This is a genomic window from Xanthomonas sp. CFBP 7698, assembly GCF_003600855.1.
In the GTDB taxonomy this organism is placed as follows: domain Bacteria; phylum Pseudomonadota; class Gammaproteobacteria; order Xanthomonadales; family Xanthomonadaceae; genus Xanthomonas; species Xanthomonas cannabis.
In genome coordinates this window covers 94,901-113,790 of record NZ_PRDN01000001.1, presented here as the reverse complement: position 1 = coordinate 113,790, position 18,890 = coordinate 94,901, and the positions used below count along the sequence as shown (strand labels likewise).

At 65.0% G+C, this 18,890-nt stretch carries 15 protein-coding genes; 5 read left to right on the top strand and 10 right to left on the bottom strand.

Annotated elements, in window-relative coordinates; genetic code table 11:
• Positions 1 to 214: 214 nt before the first annotated feature.
• Positions 215 to 1,105, top strand: coding sequence for an SDR family oxidoreductase (locus XnspCFBP7698_RS00495; protein ID WP_104580627.1), 891 nt, complete (start codon positions 215 to 217; stop codon positions 1,103 to 1,105).
• Positions 1,106 to 1,228: 123 nt separating this feature from the next.
• On the opposite strand, the gene XnspCFBP7698_RS00490 is transcribed toward XnspCFBP7698_RS00495, so the two are convergent.
• Both XnspCFBP7698_RS00490 and XnspCFBP7698_RS00485 read right to left on the bottom strand, forming a co-directional pair.
• Positions 1,229 to 1,444, bottom strand: a complete 216-nt coding sequence (locus XnspCFBP7698_RS00490; RefSeq protein ID WP_104580700.1) for a hypothetical protein — start codon at positions 1,442 to 1,444, stop codon at positions 1,229 to 1,231.
• A 174-nt stretch (positions 1,445 to 1,618) separates the two neighbouring features.
• Positions 1,619 to 4,297: a TonB-dependent receptor gene (locus XnspCFBP7698_RS00485; protein ID WP_199679988.1), complete on the bottom strand. Its 2,679-nt coding sequence runs from the start codon at positions 4,295 to 4,297 to the stop codon at positions 1,619 to 1,621.
• A gap of 249 nt (positions 4,298 to 4,546) precedes the next feature.
• Between XnspCFBP7698_RS00485 and moeB the strand changes: the two genes are divergently transcribed.
• Positions 4,547 to 5,689: a molybdopterin-synthase adenylyltransferase MoeB gene (gene moeB / locus XnspCFBP7698_RS00480; protein WP_104580698.1), complete on the top strand. Its 1,143-nt coding sequence runs from the start codon at positions 4,547 to 4,549 to the stop codon at positions 5,687 to 5,689.
• 345 nt (positions 5,690 to 6,034) lie between these two features.
• Here the strand turns inward: moeB and glp are convergent, their stop codons facing one another.
• From glp to ndk, 8 genes are all read right to left on the bottom strand, one after another.
• The gene (glp, locus tag XnspCFBP7698_RS00475) at positions 6,035 to 7,255 is read right to left on the bottom strand and encodes a gephyrin-like molybdotransferase Glp (protein WP_104580626.1); all 1,221 of its coding nucleotides are present in this window, start codon (positions 7,253 to 7,255) and stop codon (positions 6,035 to 6,037) included.
• 315 nt (positions 7,256 to 7,570) lie between these two features.
• Positions 7,571 to 8,968: a ribosome biogenesis GTPase Der gene (der, locus tag XnspCFBP7698_RS00470; protein WP_039564581.1), complete on the bottom strand. Its 1,398-nt coding sequence runs from the start codon at positions 8,966 to 8,968 to the stop codon at positions 7,571 to 7,573.
• 10 nt (positions 8,969 to 8,978) lie between these two features.
• Positions 8,979 to 10,196 carry an outer membrane protein assembly factor BamB gene (bamB, locus tag XnspCFBP7698_RS00465; protein WP_199679986.1) on the bottom strand — a complete coding sequence of 406 codons (1,218 nt, stop codon included), beginning with the start codon at positions 10,194 to 10,196 and terminating at the stop codon, positions 8,979 to 8,981.
• A complete protein-coding gene (locus XnspCFBP7698_RS00460; protein ID WP_039564583.1) occupies positions 10,196 to 10,834 on the bottom strand; it encodes a tetratricopeptide repeat protein in 639 nt (212 codons plus the stop codon). The genes bamB and XnspCFBP7698_RS00460 overlap by 1 nt, the downstream gene beginning before the upstream one ends.
• Positions 10,835 to 10,904: 70 nt before the next feature.
• A complete protein-coding gene (locus XnspCFBP7698_RS00455) occupies positions 10,905 to 11,756 on the bottom strand; it encodes a RodZ domain-containing protein (protein ID WP_104580624.1) in 852 nt (283 codons plus the stop codon).
• Positions 11,753 to 12,535 carry a tetratricopeptide repeat protein gene (locus tag XnspCFBP7698_RS00450; protein WP_104580623.1) on the bottom strand — a complete coding sequence of 261 codons (783 nt, stop codon included), beginning with the start codon at positions 12,533 to 12,535 and terminating at the stop codon, positions 11,753 to 11,755. The genes XnspCFBP7698_RS00455 and XnspCFBP7698_RS00450 overlap by 4 nt, the downstream gene beginning before the upstream one ends.
• Positions 12,536 to 12,545: 10 nt before the next feature.
• Positions 12,546 to 13,739 carry a 23S rRNA (adenine(2503)-C(2))-methyltransferase RlmN gene (gene rlmN, locus XnspCFBP7698_RS00445; protein ID WP_233548934.1) on the bottom strand — a complete coding sequence of 398 codons (1,194 nt, stop codon included), beginning with the start codon at positions 13,737 to 13,739 and terminating at the stop codon, positions 12,546 to 12,548.
• A gap of 30 nt (positions 13,740 to 13,769) precedes the next feature.
• Complete coding sequence (gene ndk, locus XnspCFBP7698_RS00440; protein ID WP_002812972.1) at positions 13,770 to 14,195, bottom strand: nucleoside-diphosphate kinase; 426 nt, start codon at positions 14,193 to 14,195, stop codon at positions 13,770 to 13,772.
• Positions 14,196 to 14,413: 218 nt separating this feature from the next.
• Between ndk and XnspCFBP7698_RS00435 the strand changes: the two genes are divergently transcribed.
• The 3 genes from XnspCFBP7698_RS00435 (at position 14,414) to XnspCFBP7698_RS00425 (ending at position 18,804) form a co-directional block, all read left to right on the top strand.
• A complete protein-coding gene (locus XnspCFBP7698_RS00435) occupies positions 14,414 to 15,046 on the top strand; it encodes a TetR/AcrR family transcriptional regulator (protein ID WP_047695173.1) in 633 nt (210 codons plus the stop codon).
• A 24-nt stretch (positions 15,047 to 15,070) separates the two neighbouring features.
• Positions 15,071 to 17,443 (top strand): 3-hydroxyacyl-CoA dehydrogenase/enoyl-CoA hydratase family protein, encoded by a 2,373-nt coding sequence (locus tag XnspCFBP7698_RS00430; protein ID WP_104580621.1) that lies wholly within the window; start codon positions 15,071 to 15,073, stop codon positions 17,441 to 17,443.
• A gap of 155 nt (positions 17,444 to 17,598) precedes the next feature.
• Positions 17,599 to 18,804 (top strand): acetyl-CoA C-acyltransferase, encoded by a 1,206-nt coding sequence (locus tag XnspCFBP7698_RS00425; RefSeq protein WP_039403863.1) that lies wholly within the window; start codon positions 17,599 to 17,601, stop codon positions 18,802 to 18,804.
• Positions 18,805 to 18,890: the final 86 nt, after the last annotated feature.

Genomic DNA, 18,890 nt, shown 5'->3' with positions numbered 1-18,890 from the left:
GAGTCCTTGTGCATGACCGGGCCACGCTGCGGTTTGCCTGGCTAGCAGTGCGTGAACCGCCGCAGCGTGCGGAACGCGGCGCATGCGCCGGCTTCACGTCTCGCCGAAGCAGCGTGTTAGCGGCGCATCGCGTCACCGGCCAGGCAGCCGGTTGGCTTCACTGCGCGCTGCGCCAGGTCTGCCTAGCGTCACTGCTTTCCGCAGGAGACCCGCCATGGCCGCCCATCGCCCGCTCGATCAACAAGTCATTCTCATCACCGGCGCCTCCAGTGGCATCGGGCTATGCACTGCACTGGCCGCCGCCGAAGCCGGCGCACGCGTAGTGCTGGTTGCACGCAGCAGTGGCATCCTGCAGGAGGTGGCCGCGTTGCTCACCGAGCAGGGGCATCAGGCCATCGCGGTGGTCGCCGACGTGGCCGACCCCGCGCAGCTGCAACACGCCGCGGATGCGGCGCTTGCACGCTTTGGCCGTATCGACACCTGGGTCAACAACGCTGGCGTGGCCATCTTCGGCTTGCTGCAGGAGGTGGACGACCACGACAGTCGCCGCATGTTCGATATCAATTTCTGGGGCGTGGTCTACGGTTCGCGCATTGCACTGCCGCACCTGGCGGCCAGTGGTGGCGTGCTCATCAATCTGGGCAGTGAGGCGTCGGAGGCGGTGGTGCCGTGGCAAGGCCTGTATTCGGCCTCCAAGCATGCCGTGAAGGGCTTCACCGACAGCCTGCGGATCGAGCTCGAACACCTCGCAGGATCGCCGGTCTCGGTGGTGCTGATCCAGCCCACCGCCGTCGATACCCCATACCCCCAGCACGCACGCAATTACATGCCCCAGGAACCGCAACTGCCGCCGCCCCTGATCGAGCCATTGCGTGTGGCCGACGCCATATTGCACGCCGCCGAACACGGCGGTCGCGACATCAAGGTAGGCCTGATGGCAGGTGCCAATATCGCCATCACCCGGCTGATGCCGCGCCTGGCAGACCGGCTTTCGGCGGTGCGCGCACAGACGCAGCAAGGCGGCGCACCGGCCCGCGATCCCAAGGGAACCTTGTTCCATCCGGGCGAAGGTGGCCGCGTGCACGGCGAGCACAAGGCAAGCTGATGCAGCGACGGAAGTAGCCGGTGCCGCGCTGGTGAGAACCGGCCGGCATCGGGGCCTCTACCAGGCAATCACACCAACGCAAGCATTCGCCAGATCACACTGGATGCGCGCACGGCCCGCCGGTCACGCACCGGGATCGGCGGGCCCAAGCTGGTTGGCCGCCAGAATCTCGTCGATGCGCTTGACGATCTGCGCGGCCTGTTCCTGGGATTCGGCCGCGCCGGTGATCTTTTCGGCACGCGCATGGAACACATCCCAGAAATCGTCCGGATGCTGGCTGCGCATCTCGGGTAATTGCTCTTCCAGCTGTTTCAGTTGCGCATTGATGTCGTGGGTCATGAAGGATTCCTTGTACATAAAGCCGAAGACGGAAGGCCTGGCGATCATCAGACGGAACTGTGGCTGCGCTGGGCATGCCAGCGCCTGCGCGCTGCCGCGAGCGCGAAGCTGGCGCCGCACCGTCCGTGTGTGCTTACGGTACCGCTGCGGCGGTGAGCCTGATGCCAAGGCCGGTCATAGCCGGAATCGAAAACCCAGCGTATAGGTGCGCTCCGGCGATGCGATCTCGCGCGGGAAATCGCCGCCACGACGGCCAAAGTAATTAGTGGTCGTGGTTCCCAACAGATTGGTCGCCTCGGCAAACAGGGTCAGGCGCTCATTGAGCTCGTAGTTGAATGCCACGTCCAGCCACTTCTCCCGCCCCTGATTGATCTGCTCGGGCTGGTCGCCGGAGCTGTTGAAACTCACCGCGTAATCGCCGCGCCAGTTGTAGGCCACGCGCGCAGAAAAGTGCGCGTACTCATACATCAGGATCGCGTTGTAGGCATTCTTGGACACGTTGGTCAGCGGCTGACGAATGCCCTCTGGCGAGTCGGTTTCTGCAGAAATATAGGTGTAGTTGAGCTGGCTGCCAAAGCCGGACCACCAGCCCGGCAGGAAGTCGTAGAACTGCGTGTACCCTACTTCCACACCCTTCAACGTGCCCTCGCCCGCATTGCGCGGCCGGCTGATCGAATACACGACGCCGCCGATCGGCTCGTCGGCCGCGTAGTTCTGGATGTAGCCATCGATCCTGCGATGGAAGCCGGCCACCGACAGCAACGAGCCCGGGCGGAAATACCATTCCAGCGACACATCGGCATTGCGTGATTCCACCGGGCGCAGCTGTGGATTGCCGCCGTTGCCACGTGCCGGCAGCGATTCGGTGGACTGGTACAAGGCCAGCTGCGGGTTGAGGTCGGCAAACTCCGGCCGCGTGATGGTGGTGCTGCCGGCCAGGCGCAGCATCAGGTTGTCGTGCAGGGTCAGGTTGGCGCTGTAGTTGGGCAACACCTTGTCGATGCGCCGATCGATGCTGACCGGGCTCAACACACCATCCAGCGACTGGCTCCCCTGCAGCATGGAATCCAGCCGCGTCGCGCGCGCACCGATACGTCCATCCACCGGGATCGAGCCCACCGAAAAGCCGTAATTCACCTGCGCGTAAAGCGCGTAATTGTCTTCGCGGTCGTCGAAGAACAGCGCGGGATTCTCGTCCGGCGCATCTGCGCCATGCCCCATCGCCGAGCGCAAGCGTGCGCTCTGCTGCAGCAGCACGTCCTGATTGGCTGCGGCCCAGCGGTCGCTGGTAAACGCACGCGCACCGTCGAGCATGTTGCCCGGCGTCACCGAAGCCAGCCCAGGCACACCGCTCAACAGCAGCGGCGCACCGCTGATGTTGTTGCGCGCACCGGTGTCGCCGGAATGGTTGGTCGCCGTGCGCCTGCTGGCGCGCGCACCGACCTCCAGCGACCGCAGTGGCCCGAGATCGAGCGTGATGTCGGCATCGCCGCGCCACGCCCACTCCTCGCCCTCCTGCGCGTTCCAGCTGTCGTAGTACTGCGTCAATTCCCAATTGCCCGGCGCGGCGATGTCGTACCTGCTGCCGTCGGCCTGGGTGATCCAGGTGTCGGCTGCGCCGCCGCCGGAGCGCATGTGCAACAGCGGCGCCTGCGTGCTCATGTCCAGCGTGAAAGAGCGGTTCTTGGCGGTGCTGTAGGTATAGGCAACCTCGCTGCTCAGGCGCATGCGTTCGCCGGTCCAACGCCCGCCCAGGGCGGCCTGATAGGTATCGGAGGCGTTCTTGTGCGCCTGCGTGCTCGAGAGGGTACGCATGTCGCGCGCGACCAGGCCATCCAGCACGTTGGTGCCGGGCCGCACGCTCACCGACGCGGTGTTTTCCGGTGTGGCCAATCCGGGGAATGGCAGCCAGTAATTCACCTGTGGCCGATTGTCGTAACCGATGTACAGCGTGTCGACATACACCTCGCTGTTGTCGCTCGGCGCCCACTGAAACGAAAAATTGGCCGATTTGCGCTTGCGATCGCCGCGCGCCATCAGCCCGCCCGCGCTGTAGGGCACGTAGAGTTGCTGGCTGGGATCGACCGGATTCGGCTTGAGATCGTAGGTGCCGTAGAGCGTGTTGGATTCCTGATACGGCCGACGCTGGTACGACACGCTGCCCATCCAGCCCATCCGCCCCACCCCGGTATCGCGGCGCTGGCTCAGGGTGAGGCTGCCGTTGGGAACGGTCTTGCCGGACTGGTCGCCGCGCAATGCACTGACACTACCGGCAATGGTGCTGTCCTGATCGAAATCGAACGGCCGTCGCAAGTGCACGTCGACCACGCCGGCAATGCCGCCTTCCTGAAACTGCGCGCCGGTGGTCTTGTACACATCCACGCTGCGCAGCAACTCGGCCGGCACATCGGCCAGCTCCATGTCGCGCCCCACCGTGGTGAACACGTTACGCCCGTCCAGGGTGGTGACCACGTTGGGCAAGCCGCGCACCAGCACCTGCCCCACCTCGCCACCGGCACGCGCCACCTGCACGCCGGTGACACGCTGCAGCGCTGCAGCCACGCTGTTGTCGGGCAGCTTGCCGATGTCTTCGGCCACGATCGAATCGCTGATCTCCACGTTGGACTGCTTGGTCGCAATCGCGCTTTCCACGCTGCTGCGCACGCCCTTGACCTGTACTGCGTCCAGGGTGGCGGTGGGCTGCGCGGCGGCCGGCGCCGGTGCATCGGCGACGTCGGGCGTGGCCTGCTGCGCCGAAGCGCTGCCGCTCAACGCCAGACCGATCCAGAGGGCCAGCGGACGACGGGCAACGAGGTGGCGCGCAACAGCGTTGCGCGGGGATGCGATGAACATGTGTCTCTCCTGAGGCGGTCGTTGCGATGGCCCGCGAGGGAGCGCGTTACGCAAGACGGGGCGAACCGGGCCGGGTAAGCCGCACTGCCCTGACGGGTGCGAATTACAGCCGCGCCGCAGGCAATGCAGCGTGATCCCGGCCACGCGCACGCCTGCACCGTGACGCGGCGTTCATCGGCTTGCGCCAGCTTCGAGCAAAGCGACACCACACTGCAGCTACGGCGCCTGCGTTTGCGCGACAATGGCCCCATGAGCAGCCACGACATCTCTCCCGCCGATGCGCGCGCGCGCGCCCTGCACGGCGCCCTGCTGATCGACATCCGGCAGCTGCACGAACGCGCCGGCGGCCAGGCCGAAGGTGCGCTCGCGATCGCGCAGACCGATCTTGAAACCGCACCCGACCAGCATCTCTCCACGCCTTCGCGCGAGATCGTGCTGATCTGCCAGAGCGGCAAACGCTCCGCACACACGGCCGACGTGCTGCGGGCGCACGGGTACGGCAACGTCACCTCCGTGCTGGGCGGCACCACTGCCTGGCTACGCGACGGGCTGCCGGTCGTGCGCCCGACGCTGCCAGCGGACGAGCAGGATTTTCTCGAGCGGTATTCGCGGCATCTGCGCCTGCCGCAGGTGGGCGTGGAAGGGCAGCGGCGGCTGTCGCGCGCGCGCGTACTGCTGATCGGTGCGGGTGGGCTCGGCTCGCCAGCCGCGTTCTATCTGGCCGCCGCCGGTGTCGGCCACGTGCGCATCGCCGATGATGATGTGGTGGACCGCAGCAATCTGCAGCGCCAGATTTTGCACACCGAAGACAGCGTCGGCCTCGCCAAGGTGAACTCCGCGGCGCAACGCATCGCTGCGCTCAATCCGCGCGTGCAGGTCGATGCGGTGCAGACACGCGTCACCGCGGGCAATGTCGAAGCACTGCTGCACGATGTCGATGTAGTGATCGATGGCGCGGACAACTTTCCAGCGCGTTATCTGCTCAACGATGCCTGCGTCAAACTTGGCAAGCCCCTGGTGTACGGCGCGGTGCAACAGTTCGAAGGCCAGGTGAGCGTCTTCGACGCCGGGCGTCACCGCGGCCATGCGCCCTGCTACCGCTGCCTGTTTCCCGAACCGCCACCGCCGGAATTTGCACCCAGCTGCGCCGAGGCCGGCGTGCTCGGCGTGCTGCCCGGCGTCATCGGGCTCTTGCAGGCCACCGAGGCAATCAAGTTGCTGCTCGGCATCGGCGACAGTCTGGCCGGCCGCCTGCTCAGTTTCGACGCACTGTCGATGCGCTTTCGCGAGATCCGCCTGCCACCTGATCCGCAGTGTCCGGTGTGCGCGCCAGGCGCGGTATTTGCCGGTTATGCCGATTACGCCGCGTTCTGCGGTAGTGCGGTTGGTTGAGAGTGGGTAGTGAATTGACCGTGTGATGTCGGTTGGCCAACTGACTGATTGGGGTGCGATGCGGGGTTTATTGGCTTGAGGATTACGGCAGCTTGGGCAGCACAGATGGCTGTCTTCCGGCGTACCCTCACCCCAACCCCTCTCCCACAGGGAGAGGGGCTATAGAGCGACTCGCTGTGGCTGTTCAAGGCTTCAGCTGCAAAGCCACGCCACCTGTGCGCACGCCCGGGGAATGCGTACCGTGCCGTATTCACGCTCGGCGCCAAGCGCGTCGCATGCTTTGCGCCGTCCATCATCCTTCCAACAACGCGCTACATGGCCGAGCGCAGTCGATCCATGGCGCGCTCACAACGCGTAAGGAATCACCCGCACGATTTCGCCGGCCTCGAAACGCCGCGCCTGCTCGGGCAAGACGATCAATGCATTGCTGTCGGCCGCGCCACGCAATAAGTGCGAAGCGTCGCCGCGGTGCGGCAGCGCAGTCAGCCGTCCGTCCTCGCCGCACTCCAGCCGTCCGCGCAGGAACTCCAGGCGTTCGTGGCGCTTTTCCCATGGGGCTGCCAACGCCGCATGCCAGACCGGGCGCGGCTCGCTGCGCCCCTGCAATCCATCCAGCAACGGCACCCCGTAGGCGATCAGCGTTGCCAGCACCGACACCGGGTTGCCCGGCAGGCCCAGCACCAGGCAGCGGCCAATCTGCCCCAGCACCGCCGGCATGCCCGGGCGCATGCGCACGCGCCAGAAGTGGATGCGGCCCAGCTCACCGATCAGCCGCGGCAGATAATCCTTTTCGCCGGCGGAGACACCGCCGCAGGTGATCACCACATCGAACGCCGCCGCCGCATCTTCCAGCATCGTGCGGATGCGCTGCGGGTCGTCCGGCAAGGTCGGCCACGCAGTTGGCGCGTAGCCCAGCGCCCGTAGCTGCGCCATCAGCATGTCGCGGTTGCTGTTGTAGATCTGGCCCGGCCCGAGCGGCATGCCCGGCTCGACCAACTCATCGCCGGTGGCCAGCACCGCGATGGTCGGGCGCGGCGCCACCGCAAGGCGCGACACGCCAAGTGCCGCCGCCAGGCCAATCCGCGCCGGTGTCAGCACCTGCCCGGTCTGTATCACCAGATCGCCCGCACGTACGTCGCTGCCGGCCAACCGCACGGCTGCGCCCGGTGTCGGCGTGGTGCGAAACCGCACGGCGCCGTCGTGCTCGTCGGCCTCTTCCTTGGGAATCACGGTGTCGGCGCCATCGGGCAGCGGCGCGCCGGTGGTGATGCGCAGGCATTGGCCTGCGCCGAGCGTGCCGGTCCAATGCTCGCCAGCGAATTGTTCGCCGACCAACTGCAACGACGTATCGCCCGCAGCGACATCGGCATGCCGCAGCGCAAAGCCATCCATCGCGCTATTGGCAAATGGCGGCAGCGCCAGCGGTGCAATCAGATCGCCGGCGGAGATCCGCCCATCGGCGCGCGAGGTGGCGATGTTTTCATCGGGCGAACGGTTGCTGGCCGCGACAGCACGCAGAATCTGCAGCGCCTGCGCATAAGGAATGCGGGAAGGATAGTCGGTCATGCCGCGCAGGATACCAGCGCGCCGCTAGCGCGTATGACGGCCGCGTCACTCGGCTATTGAAGCAGCATGTGCCTTCGAACAACGCACGCCATTGCGCGTGAACTCAAGATTTCGGCCGATCTCGATGGTCGCCAATGCTGGAAAAAGGCACATCCACGTGATGGAGATTACGTTAGCCGTTGGTCGAAAGCTCAAGCACATCGTTCAGAGCTTCATGGCCCCGATCTACAGAGCTGATCTGCAGCTCACAGCTCGACAGACCATCGAGCTTCCAATACCGCCTGAAACATTGCGTGTCAGGCGGCCGCGATGCACCTACTTACCCTTGACGTGCCGGATCAGGCGCCGCTTGCGTGCGACCTGACGTTCGGTCAGCACGTTCTTCTTACCCTCGTAGGGGTTGGCACCCTCGCGGAAGATAAAACGCACCGGCGTGCCGACCAGCTTGAAGCGCTTGCGGAAGAAGTTTTCCAGGTAGCGCTTGTACGACTCGGGCAGCACCTTCAGGCGCGTGCCATGCACGATGAAGGTCGGCGGATTCGCCCCGCCGGGGTGCACGTAGCGCAGCTTGGAGACGTGGCCACGGATGCTCGGCGGCGGATTGGTCTCGTAGGCGATTTCCAGCGCCTGATTCACTTCGCTGGTGCTGAACTCGTGCGTGGCCGAGGCATGCGCGCGGTGGATCGCCTGGAACAGCTCGCGCATGCCCGAGCCATGCAGCGCGGAGATGCGCACCGCCTCGGCCCAGCTGACGAAACCGAGCTTGCGCGACAGCAGATCTTCGGCCTGCGCGCGTTGGTAATCGCTTTGCCCGTCCCACTTGTTGATCGCAACGACCAGGGCACGGCCGGCATCCAGGATCGCACCGAGAATCGTCGCGTCCTGATCGGTCACACCTTCGGTGGCGTCCAGCATCAACACCGCCACCTGGCATTGCTCGATCGCCTGCAGCGTCTTGAACGCACTGAACTTCTCGACCGCCTCTTCCACCTTGCCGCGACGGCGCAGGCCGGCGGTATCGATCAGGCGGTACTGGCGATTGTCGCGCTCCAGATCCACCGCAATCGAATCACGGGTGGTGCCGGGCACTTCGGAAGCGATCATGCGCTCTTCGCCCAACAGGCGATTGACCAGCGTCGACTTGCCTACATTCGGGCGGCCCACGAAGGCAATCCGCACGCGCGCCGGGTCGTTGTCCAGCAACTCGCCGGACCCTTCCTCGGGCAGGCGTGCGCCCACTTCCTCCAGCAGTTCGTCGATACCCTGACGATGCGCAGCAGACAACGCCACCACGTCGGAGAAGCCGTAGCGCGCAAATTCCGAGCGCACGGTCTCTTCGTCGGTGCCGTCGATCTTGTTGATGACCAGCACGGTCGGCCGCGCCAGCTTGCGCAGCCAGGCCAGGATTTCGTCATCGAGCGAGGACGCGCCTTCGCGCCCATCGACCACGAACAGCACCAGATCCGCCTCGCCGGCGGCGGCACGCGCCTGACGCGCCGTGGCGCCGGCAAGGCCTTCCTCGTCGCCGGCGATACCGCCGGTATCGACGACGATGAAGGGTTGCTGCTCGTCCAGCCGGCAGACGCCGTAGTTACGGTCGCGGGTGACGCCGGGCTGGTCGTGGACCAGCGCGTCGCGGGTGCGCGTCAGCGCATTGAAGATGGTGGACTTGCCGACATTGGGCCGTCCAACCAGGGCGACCAGGGGCAGCATCGCAAGGTCCTTATTGTGCCAACCGGAAGGCGGTGAGATCGCCGTCGGTGTTTTGTACCAGCAGAATGCCATCGACGACCTGCGGCTGCGCCAGCAGCGTGTCGCGTCCAGCGCGAGCGCGCGCGGCCAGTGCACCGTCGCTGAGTTTCAGCCAGTGCAGGTAGCCCTTGTAGTCACCGACCACGGCGTAGTCGCCCTGGATGGCCACACCGGTCAGCGAGCGACGTGCCAGGGCAGCCTGCGACCACATTGCCGCGCCGCTGCTCTTGTCCAGGCCCCACACCGAACCGGCGTTATCGGACACCACCACCACCGCCGACGACACACCGACGCCACCGGCGCCGCCGTGATCGCGCGTCCACAGCGGTCGGCCGCTCGGGCCTTCCAGCGCCAGGGTTTCGTTCTTGACGCTGGTGGCGTACAGCGTGGTGCCATCCAGCACCGGTGCGCCGTCCACGTCGGACATGCGCTCCAGCTCGGTGCGGCCTTCCGGCACGCCGATGGCCTGCTCCCACAACGGGCGGCCGTCCTGCAGCGCCAGCGCGCTCAAGGTGCCGCTGTCGTTGCCCACGAACAGCACCCCCGGGCCGGTCACGATCGGCGCGTTACCGCGCACCGACAGCGTCGGGCCTTCTTCGGCATGGAACCAGCGACGCTCGCCGGTGGCTGCATCGAAAGCGCTGACGCGGCCATCGTTGCTGCGTACCAGCACCAGGTTCTGCGCAATGGCCGGCGCGGCGATCACTTCATTGGGAACCTTGGCGCGCCACTTCTCGGTGCCGTCGGCCTGGTTCAACGCAATCACATCGCCGGACAACGTACCGATCACCACCAGGCCTTCGCCCACGCCCGGGCCACCGGACAGGCGCTGCTTGAACTTGCGGTCGTTACGCTCTTCTTTCTTGGGCTTGTATTCCCATACGCGCTTGCCGGTCTGCAGATCCAACGCCTGCACGCCGCCAGTGATGGCCGCCGCATACACCTTGCCATCGGCCACGGCCGGGCGCTGACGTACGCCGATATGCCCTTCACCCTTGCCGACGCCGGTGGACCAGATCTTGTCGACCTTGACCGACGGCTCGAACTTCACCAGCTCGGCGGGTTCCTGCGCCTTCTTGGCAGCAGCATCCTTCCCGGCAAACCAGCCCTTGACGGTGCTGCAGCCAGCCAGCGACAGACCCATCACCGCAATCAACGCAACGCGCTTATACATATCAACCTGCTTCATCAAATCTGCTCCGCCGGATCGGGCACCTTGCCGCCCACATCCATCAGCTTGGTTTCCAGCAAGCGGCGCTGCGGCGAGGCCACATCCACCGTGGTCAGGGCCTTGGTGTACAGCGCACGCGCCTCGTCCGGCTTGCCCTGGGCCACCAGCGCGTCGGCGCGGATCTCCAGGCTGGCGTGGTCCTGCGCATCGGCCAGCAGCTTGATCGCTTCGTCCGGCTTGCCACTTTCGGTGAGCACACGCGCCAGGCGCTGCTGCACGATCTGCTTGAGTTCGCCTTCGGCGGGCACGTCACGCAGGGTCTTGATCGCTTCGGCATTCTTGCCGGCATCGACCTGGGCCTTGGCCAGGCGCAATGCAGCCAATTCGGCGTAGATACCGCCCTTGCCATCGTCCAGCGCCACGATGTCCTTGGCTGCTTTCTCCAGGTCCTTGCCCTGGATCGACTTCACCACCGCCTCGTAGCGGGTGTTGGCTTCCACCAGTGCGGTCGTGGTGTGCTTCTGCCACCACTGCCAGCCCAGGATCAGGGCCAGGCCGAGCACCACACCGCCCACCAGTCCCGCCCCATTCTTTCTCAACCAGGAACGAACGCGTTCGCCTTGTTCGTGTTCGTCCAGCAGATCGTCGATCGCCATGCGTACTCTCGCTCCGTCATCCCGGAGGCGCGGAACATCAAAAGGGGAAAATGAAAAACCGCAGTCCGCTTCACTCGGAAGCAGGTACCACGGAGCCGTCGGAGGATACCGCAAAACGAGCCACGTTAGCGCGCTGGAACGGTTTCACATCGACGATACTGCCGCCTTGCTGAACCTGTACCGCCGATGCATTGCCCAGCACGATGCGGCCCACCTGACCTGGCGAATAACTGCGGCGTTCGCCAGCGCGGATCAGCGCCTTTTCGACCGCGCTGCCGTCCGGCGCCAGGATCTGCACCCAGCTGTCGCCGCTGAAACTCAGCGACAGGTCGCCGGTTCCGGCAGCTGCCGGCGCCTCATCGGCGGTGGCGGTACGCGGCACCGGCGTCATCGACGCGATATAGGGCGCCGGCTGTTCGCGTGGTGCGGCAGCGGGCTGCGTCGCGGCAGCGGCAGCGCTGGCCTTGGCCGCAACCGGCATGCTGTCCAGCGATACCGTGCTTGGTGCCTTGCCATCCAGGTGCGAACGCGTTGCGTACCAGACAGGCACGGCGAACACCCCGGTGATGACCACATACATCGCCTTGCGCGCGGTGCTTTCGAGAATGCGCCGGGCACGCGGGGTATGCGTGTGGCTGACCAACTTGACCGGTTCGATGGGTGCGATGGTCGCCTGCTGCAGCAACGGCTCCAGGTCGACCTGCAGCAGGCGCGCATAACTGCGCAACTGGCCGCGTACGAACACCGGCGCACCCAGGCGCTGCCACTCTTCCTGCTCCAGCGAATGCACCACCCGCGCAGGCATGCGCAGCTTGCCGGCGACCTCGTCCACGCTCAGACCTGCAGCTTCACGCGCCTCGCGCAACTGCGTTCCGCAGCCCTTTTCCTGCTCGAAAGGGTTCGGATTGGAATCACTGATCACAATGCATTGGCCCCGGGGTTAGCGGTCGCTGCGTCAGGAAATTCCTTGACCAACCGCTGTTGGTAACGGCTGGCAGCTACCTTGTCGCCTAGCCCTTGCTCAATCTGAATGGCGAGTTGTAACACGGAAGCCGTTGCCGGTGCAGCCGCAAGCCGCCGTTCGATGAAGGCGCGCGCCTCGAAATAGGCTTTTTGACCGACTTCATAGCGCGCCATCGACTCAAGCGCGTAAGCGTTTGCCGGCTCAAGTTCCAGTGCTTTGCGCAAATCACGGACGGCCCGCTCGCGCTGTGAGGCCTGCAGCGCGCATCCACCAGCATTGGCCAACGCAGGCGCCTGCGCATAATTTTCGTCCTGCAAAGCACGATCGAACCAGGCGAGCGACTCGGCCGCCTGGCCATTTGCACATAGCCACGCGCCATAGTTGTTGAGGACATCGCCACGTTGTGGTGCCAGGTCCGTCGTGCGGCGGTAGGTTTCTCCCGCCGCCGGATTACCCTGCCCTTGCTGGATGACTCCAAGGAACATCAATGCATCGACCGAACTGGGGGATTTCTTGAGAACCTCGCGCACCTGCTGTTCTGCGCCAGCATAATCGCCACTCTGAATGCGATTGTTTGCCAGGCCCAGCCGCTGATCCAGGGCGATCCGCTCGCGGGTTGCAGCACTGTCACGGAAGTCATAACTCGGCGCGACCTGCTCCACGGTCTTGATCTTGCCGGCCTTGGCATTGCGACCGCCGCAACCGACCGCACACAACGCGATCGCCACGGCCGCCATTAACGCGAGTTCACGCTGCCGCATCTCGATCGGCCTGCCCTTCCAATGTGCGGCGGAACTCCGCCTGGCGACGGGTACGGTCCATGACCTGACCCTTGAGCTGCCCGCATGCCGCGTCGATGTCGTCGCCACGGGTGCGGCGAACCATCGTCAGCACCTGCGCATCGAGCAGGATCTTCTGGAATGCGCGAATCTCCGTATCGCCCGAGCGCTCGTAACGCGTGCCGGGAAACGGGTTGAACGGAATCAGGTTGACCTTGCCGGCGTCCTTGGACTGCACCGCATTGTCGAACTGCCGCATCAACCGGGCCAGCTGGCGCGCATGCTCCGGCTGGTCGTTGATGCCCTTCATCAAGGTGTATTCGAAGGTCACCGAGTCGCGCTTCTTGCTGCCGCGCAGATAGCGCGCGCACGACTCCATCAACTCGGCGATCGGGTACTTCTTGTTCAACGGCACCAGGCTCTCGCGCAGCGTGTCGTTGGCGGCATGCAGGGACACCGCCAGCGAGACGTCGCTTTCCGTGGAAAGCCGGTCGATCATCGGCACCAGGCCGGAGGTCGACAGCGTGACCCGCTTGCTGGCCAGGCCGTAGCCCAGATCGTCGCGCATCACGCTCATCGCGCGCACGACGTTGTCGAAATTCATCAACGGCTCACCCATGCCCATCATCACCACATTGGTGAGGCGGCGCTGCTGATGCGGCACGTTGCCCAGGTGACGCGCAGCGACCCACACCTGACCGATGATCTCGGCGGTGGTGAGGTTGCGGTTGAAGCCCTGGGTGGCGGTTGAACAGAACGTGCAGTTCAAGCCGCAGCCGACCTGGGAGGACACGCACAGCGTGCCGCGGCCCTTGTCGGGGATGTACACGGTTTCGATGGCGTTCTTGCCGTCGGTACCCATGGCCAGCAGCCATTTGTGGGTGCCGTCGGTAGAGGGCTTGTCGAACACGACGTTCGGGACGAGGACCTCGGCATGCTGGTGCAACTTCGCACGCAATGCCTTGCCGAGGTCGGTCATCTGGTCGAAATCGGTGACGTAGCGATGGTGTATCCACTTCATCACCTGATGGGCACGGTAACGCGCCTCGCCGAGGGTGTCGGCGAAGAAGCGCTCCAGTCCCTCGCGGTCGAGGTCGAGCAGGTTCTGCTTGCGCAGTTCCGGGGTACGGACAGGTACGTCCTGCAACACGGAGGGGATCACGACCTCATTCACGATTCGACTCTCTCGGCCTCAGCGCGAGACCACTTCGGTGGCGGCAAAGAAATACGCGACTTCGTTGGCAGCGTTCTCGACCGAGTCCGAGCCGTGAGCGGCGTTGGCATCGATCGAATCGGCGAAGTCGGCGCGGATGGTGCCCGGCGCAGCGTCCTTGGGATTGGTCGCGCCCAGCAGGTCACGGTGTGCGGCAACGGCGTTCTCGCCTTCCAGCGCCTGGATCATCACCGGGCCGGAGATCATGAACTCGACCAGGGCGTTGAAGAACGGGCGCTCGCGGTGCACGGCGTAGAAGCCTTCGGCTTCGCGACGCGACAGCTGCTTGTACTTGGCGGCCACGACCTTCAGGCCAGCCTTCTCGAAGCGGCTGTAGATTTCGCCGATGACGTTCTTGGCAACGGCGTCGGGCTTGATGATGGACAGGGTGCGCTCCAGCGCCATGGGAAGTTCTCCGTTGGGCGGGCCACTGAAGGCCCGAGGTTATCATGAAAAAAACCCGCGTCAAAACGCGGGCTTAGGCTTCTTTGCGATGGTCAATTCTATCGTGTCGCCCATCCATTTGCACACCGCCCCCTGAATCGTGCTGCATTGCCGCATGACGCGCCTGCAACCAAGCCCGTAGACTCAAACAATCGTTTGATTGAGCCTCACCCCAGCGCATGCCCAAGCCTGCCCACTTCTCCACCAAGGACCGCATTCTCGGTGCCGCCGAGGAGCTGTTTGCCCAGCATGGGTTTGCCGGTACCTCGCTGCGGCAGCTGACCACCCAGGCCGACGTGAATATCGCTGCGGTGAACTATCACTTCGGCTCCAAGGAAAACCTGGTCAACGAGGTGTTCCGCCGCCGCATGGACGAGATGACTGCCGCACGGCTGCAGCAGCTGGAGGCAGCAAGGAAATCCCGGCCCGGCGAACTCACTGCCGTGCTCGCGGCCTTCGTCGAGCCGGCACTGGCGATGGCGCAGGACCGCCAGAACGGCGGCGCCTTCGTGCGCGTGATTGCTCGCGCCTATGCGGAAAAGAACGACAACCTGCGCAAGTTCCTGTCCGACCATTACGGTCATGTGCTGCGCGAATTCGGCAAGGCCATCGCCGTCTGCGTGCCGGGCCTGAGCAAGGAAGAGCTGTATTGGCGGCTGGACTTCCTGGCCGGCGCGCTCACCTACGCCATGGCCGACTTCGGCCTGATCAAGCGCCCGGCGGGCGTCAGCGAGGCCGACCACCGCGCGCGCGCGGCGCGCGAACTCATTCGTTTCGCGGAACCCGGGTTCCGTGCTCATTCCACACCGTAAACGCTCCACCAAGAGGCCATTGCTATGTCCAATCCGTTGCTAGTCCGTCGCGCCGCCGTGCTCGGTGCCGGCGTCATGGGCGCGCAGATCGCCGCGCACCTCACCAATGCCGGTGTCGACACCGTGCTGTTCGACCTGCCTGCCAAGGAAGGTCCGGCCGACGGCATCGTGCTCAAGGCCATCGCCAATCTCGGCAAGCTCAGCCCTGCCCCGCTCGCCAGCAAGGCGCTGGCCGAGGCGATCACCCCGGCCAACTACGAGAGCGGCCTGGAGCAGCTGCGCGACTGCGACCTGATCATCGAGGCGATCGCCGAGCGGATGGACTGGAAGCAGGACCTGTACAAGAAGATTGCCCCGTTCGTGGCCGAGCATGCGGTGCTGGCCTCCAACACCTCCGGCCTGGGCATCAACAAGCTCTCCGACGTGCTGCCCGAGCAGCTGCGCCACCGCTTCTGCGGCGTGCATTTCTTCAACCCGCCGCGTTACATGCACCTGGCCGAGCTGATTCCGGCCAAGGGCACCGACAAGGCCGTGCTCGAAGGTCTGGAAGCCTTCTTGGTCACCACGCTCGGCAAGGGCGTCGTGTATGCCAAGGACACCCCGAACTTCATCGGTAACCGCATCGGCGTGTTCTCGATCCTGTCCACCATCCATCACACGCAGGAGTTCGGCCTGGGCTTCGACGAAGTCGACGCGCTGACCGGCCCGCTGGTCGGACGCCCCAAGTCGGCCACCTACCGCACCTCGGACGTGGTCGGCCTGGACACCATGGCGCACGTGATCAAGACCATGGGCGACACCCTGCCGGACGACCCGTGGCACCAATACTTCACCGCGCCGAAGTGGCTGGAAGCGCTGATTGCCAAGGGTGCCCTGGGCCAGAAGGTCGGCGCCGGCATCTTCCGCAAGGTCGGCAAGGACATCGTGGTGCTGGACCTGGAAAAGCAGGACTATCGCGCTGCCGATCGCACTGCTGCACCGGAAGTGGTCGAGATCCTGAGGATCAAGAACCCGGCGGAAAAGTTCGCCAAGCTGCGCGAAAGCCAGCACCCGCAGGCGCAGTTCTTGTGGGCCACGTTCCGCGATTTGTTCCACTACAGCGCTTTCCATCTGGCCGACATCGCCGAAACCGCGCGCGACGTGGATCTGGCGATCCGCTGGGGCTACGGTTGGTCGCTCGGCCCGTTCGAGACCTGGCAGGCCGCCGGCTGGAAGCAGGTGGCGCAGTGGATTGCCGAAGATATTTCCAGCGGCAAGAGCATGAGTAGCGCGCCGCTGCCGAACTGGGTGTTCGATGGTCGCGATGGCGTGCATGGCGCGGAAGGCTCGTACAGCCCGGCCCGCGATGCCAAACTGCCGCGCTCTGCCCTGCCGGTCTACAAGCGCCAGCGCTTCCCCGATCCGCTGCTGGGCGAGCAGTTCTCGCCGGGCGAGACCGTGTTCGAAAACGACGGCGTGCGCATGTGGCATGACGGCGACGACATCGCCGTGGTCAGCTTCAAGACCAAGATGAACACCGTGTCCGACCACGTACTCAACGGCTTGCAGGAAGTCGTCGGCCGCGCCGAGAAGGACTTCGCCGGGTTGGTGATCTGGCAGCAGAAAGAACCCTTCTCCGCCGGTGCGGATCTGGCCGGCGCGCTTGGCCTGCTGCAGGCCGGCAAGGTCGATGCGTTCGAAGCCTTGGTCGCCAATTTCCAGGCCACCAGCCAGCGCATCAAGTACGCGCAGGTGCCGGTGATTTCCGCGGTGCGCGGCCTGGCACTGGGCGGCGGTTGCGAGTTCCAGATGCATAGCGCCAAGACCGTGGCCTCGCTGGAAAGCTACATCGGCCTGGTGGAGGCCGGCGTCGGCCTGCTGCCGGCCGGCGGCGGCTTGAAGGAAATCGCGGTCCGCGCTTCGATTGCGGCGGGTCCGGGCGGCGACGTGTTCGCCGAGCTGAAGAAGACCTTCGAAACCGTCGCGATGGCCAAGGTGTCCAACTCGGCGGTCAACGCCAAGGAGCTGGGCCTGCTGCGTGCCACCGACAAGATTGTCTTCAACAGCTACGAGGCACTGCACATCGCCAAGGCCGAAGCCCGTGCGCTGGCCGAGGGTGGCTACCGCGCTCCGCTGCCGGCCCGTCGCATCCAGGTCGCTGGCAATGTGGGTATTGCCACTTTCAAGATGCTGCTGGTCAACATGCTGGAAGGCCGTTTCATCAGCGAGTACGACTACGAGATCGCGACGCGTATTGCCACGGTGGTGTGCGGCGGCGAAGTCGATCGTGGCGCACTGGTGGACGAAGAATGGCTGCTCAAGCTCGAGCGCAAGCACTTCGTCGAACTGGCCCAGCAGGAAAAGACCCAGGCACGGATTGGGCACATGCTCAAGACCGGCAAGCCGTTGAGGAACTGAGAATCGGGAGTGGGGAATCGGGAATGGGTGAAAGCCTGACCGAGTCCCTACTCCTCCCAATTGTTTGGCCGGTCAATGAAGATGGCGAACCCAGGCGAATCCGCACTTGCGATTCCCGATTCCCCATTTCCCATTCCCGGCTATCGGAGATAGCCATGAGCAAGCAGATTCAAGACGCCTACATCGTTGCCGCCACGCGTACGCCGGTCGGCAAGGCACCCAAGGGCGTGTTCCGCAACACCCGTCCAGACGACATGCTGGCGCACGTGCTGCGCGCAGTGGTCGCGCAGGCGCCGGGCATCGATCTGTCGCGGATCGACGATGCCATCATCGGTTGCGCCATGCCCGAGGGCGAGCAAGGCATGAACGTGGCGCGCATCGGCGTGCTATTGGCCGGCCTGCCGAATTCGGTCGCCGGTCAGACCATCAATCGCTTCTGTTCGTCCGGCATCCAGGCCGTGGCGATGGCGGCCGACCAGATCCGCCTGGGCAATGCCGACCTGATGCTCGCCGGCGGCACCGAGTCGATGTCGATGGTGCCGATGATGGGCAACAAGGTCGCCATGTCGCCGAGCGTGTTTGCCGACGACCACGTGGCCATCGCCTACGGCATGGGCATCACCGCCGAAAAGGTCGCCGAGGAGTGGAAGGTCTCGCGCGAAGATCAGGATGCGTTCGCATTGGCTTCGCATCAGAAGGCGATTGCCGCGATTGCTGCCGGCGAATTCCGTGACGAGATCACCCCGTACGAAATCCATTCGCACCAGCCCGACCTGGCGGGCAACGTCATCGCGCTGCGCAAGCGCCTGGTCGACACCGACGAAGGCCCGCGTCCGGACAGTTCGCTCGAAGGTCTGGCCAAGCTGCGCCCGGTGTTCCGCAACGGCCAGTTCGGCGGCAGCGTGACGGCTGGCAATTCGTCGCAGATGAGCGATGGTGCCGGCGCGGTGCTGTTGGCGTCCGAGCAGGCGATCAAGGATTACGGCCTGACCCCGCTGGCCCGCTTCGTCAGCTTCTCGGTCGCCGGCGTGCGCCCGGAAGTGATGGGCATCGGCCCGATCGCCGCCATCCCCAAGGCACTCAAGCAGGCCGGTCTGACCAAGGATCAGCTCGACTGGATCGAGCTCAACGAAGCCTTCGCCGCGCAGGCGCTCGCAGTGATCCGCGACAGCGAACTGGACCCGTCCAAGGTCAACCCGCTGGGCGGCGCGATCGCGTTGGGCCATCCGCTGGGCGCCACCGGCGCAATCCGCGCCGCCACCCTGGTGCACGGCCTGCGTCGTCGCCAGCAGAAGTACGGCATGGTCACCATGTGCATCGGCACCGGCATGGGCGCAGCGGGCATCATCGAAGCGCTGTAAGTCAGGCATCGCCAGATCGGCCGCCATACCGCTCTAGTCAAACAGGTCAGATGCTCACCGAAGGCGTGCGAAAGCACGCCTTCGGA

What these genes read in the sequence shown, in the direction of transcription:
- XnspCFBP7698_RS00425 (WP_039403863.1), top strand. Translation starts at nt 17,599, where the DNA reads ATGAGCAAGCAGATTCAAGACGCCTACATCGTTGCCGCCACGCGTACG.
- glp (WP_104580626.1), bottom strand. Translation starts at nt 7,255, where the DNA reads ATGACCGACTATCCTTCCCGCATTCCTTATGCGCAGGCGCTGCAGATT.
- XnspCFBP7698_RS00490 (WP_104580700.1), bottom strand. Translation starts at nt 1,444, where the DNA reads ATGACCCACGACATCAATGCGCAACTGAAACAGCTGGAAGAGCAATTA.
- der (WP_039564581.1), bottom strand. Translation starts at nt 8,968, where the DNA reads ATGCTGCCCCTGGTCGCCCTGGTTGGACGGCCCAATGTCGGCAAGTCC.
- XnspCFBP7698_RS00460 (WP_039564583.1), bottom strand. Translation starts at nt 10,834, where the DNA reads ATGGCGATCGACGATCTGCTGGACGAACACGAACAAGGCGAACGCGTT.
- XnspCFBP7698_RS00485 (WP_199679988.1), bottom strand. Translation starts at nt 4,297, where the DNA reads ATGTTCATCGCATCCCCGCGCAACGCTGTTGCGCGCCACCTCGTTGCC.
- XnspCFBP7698_RS00430 (WP_104580621.1), top strand. Translation starts at nt 15,071, where the DNA reads ATGTCCAATCCGTTGCTAGTCCGTCGCGCCGCCGTGCTCGGTGCCGGC.
- XnspCFBP7698_RS00450 (WP_104580623.1), bottom strand. Translation starts at nt 12,535, where the DNA reads ATGGCGGCCGTGGCGATCGCGTTGTGTGCGGTCGGTTGCGGCGGTCGC.
- XnspCFBP7698_RS00435 (WP_047695173.1), top strand. Translation starts at nt 14,414, where the DNA reads ATGCCCAAGCCTGCCCACTTCTCCACCAAGGACCGCATTCTCGGTGCC.
- ndk (WP_002812972.1), bottom strand. Translation starts at nt 14,195, where the DNA reads ATGGCGCTGGAGCGCACCCTGTCCATCATCAAGCCCGACGCCGTTGCC.
- bamB (WP_199679986.1), bottom strand. Translation starts at nt 10,196, where the DNA reads ATGAAGCAGGTTGATATGTATAAGCGCGTTGCGTTGATTGCGGTGATG.
- XnspCFBP7698_RS00495 (WP_104580627.1), top strand. Translation starts at nt 215, where the DNA reads ATGGCCGCCCATCGCCCGCTCGATCAACAAGTCATTCTCATCACCGGC.
- moeB (WP_104580698.1), top strand. Translation starts at nt 4,547, where the DNA reads ATGAGCAGCCACGACATCTCTCCCGCCGATGCGCGCGCGCGCGCCCTG.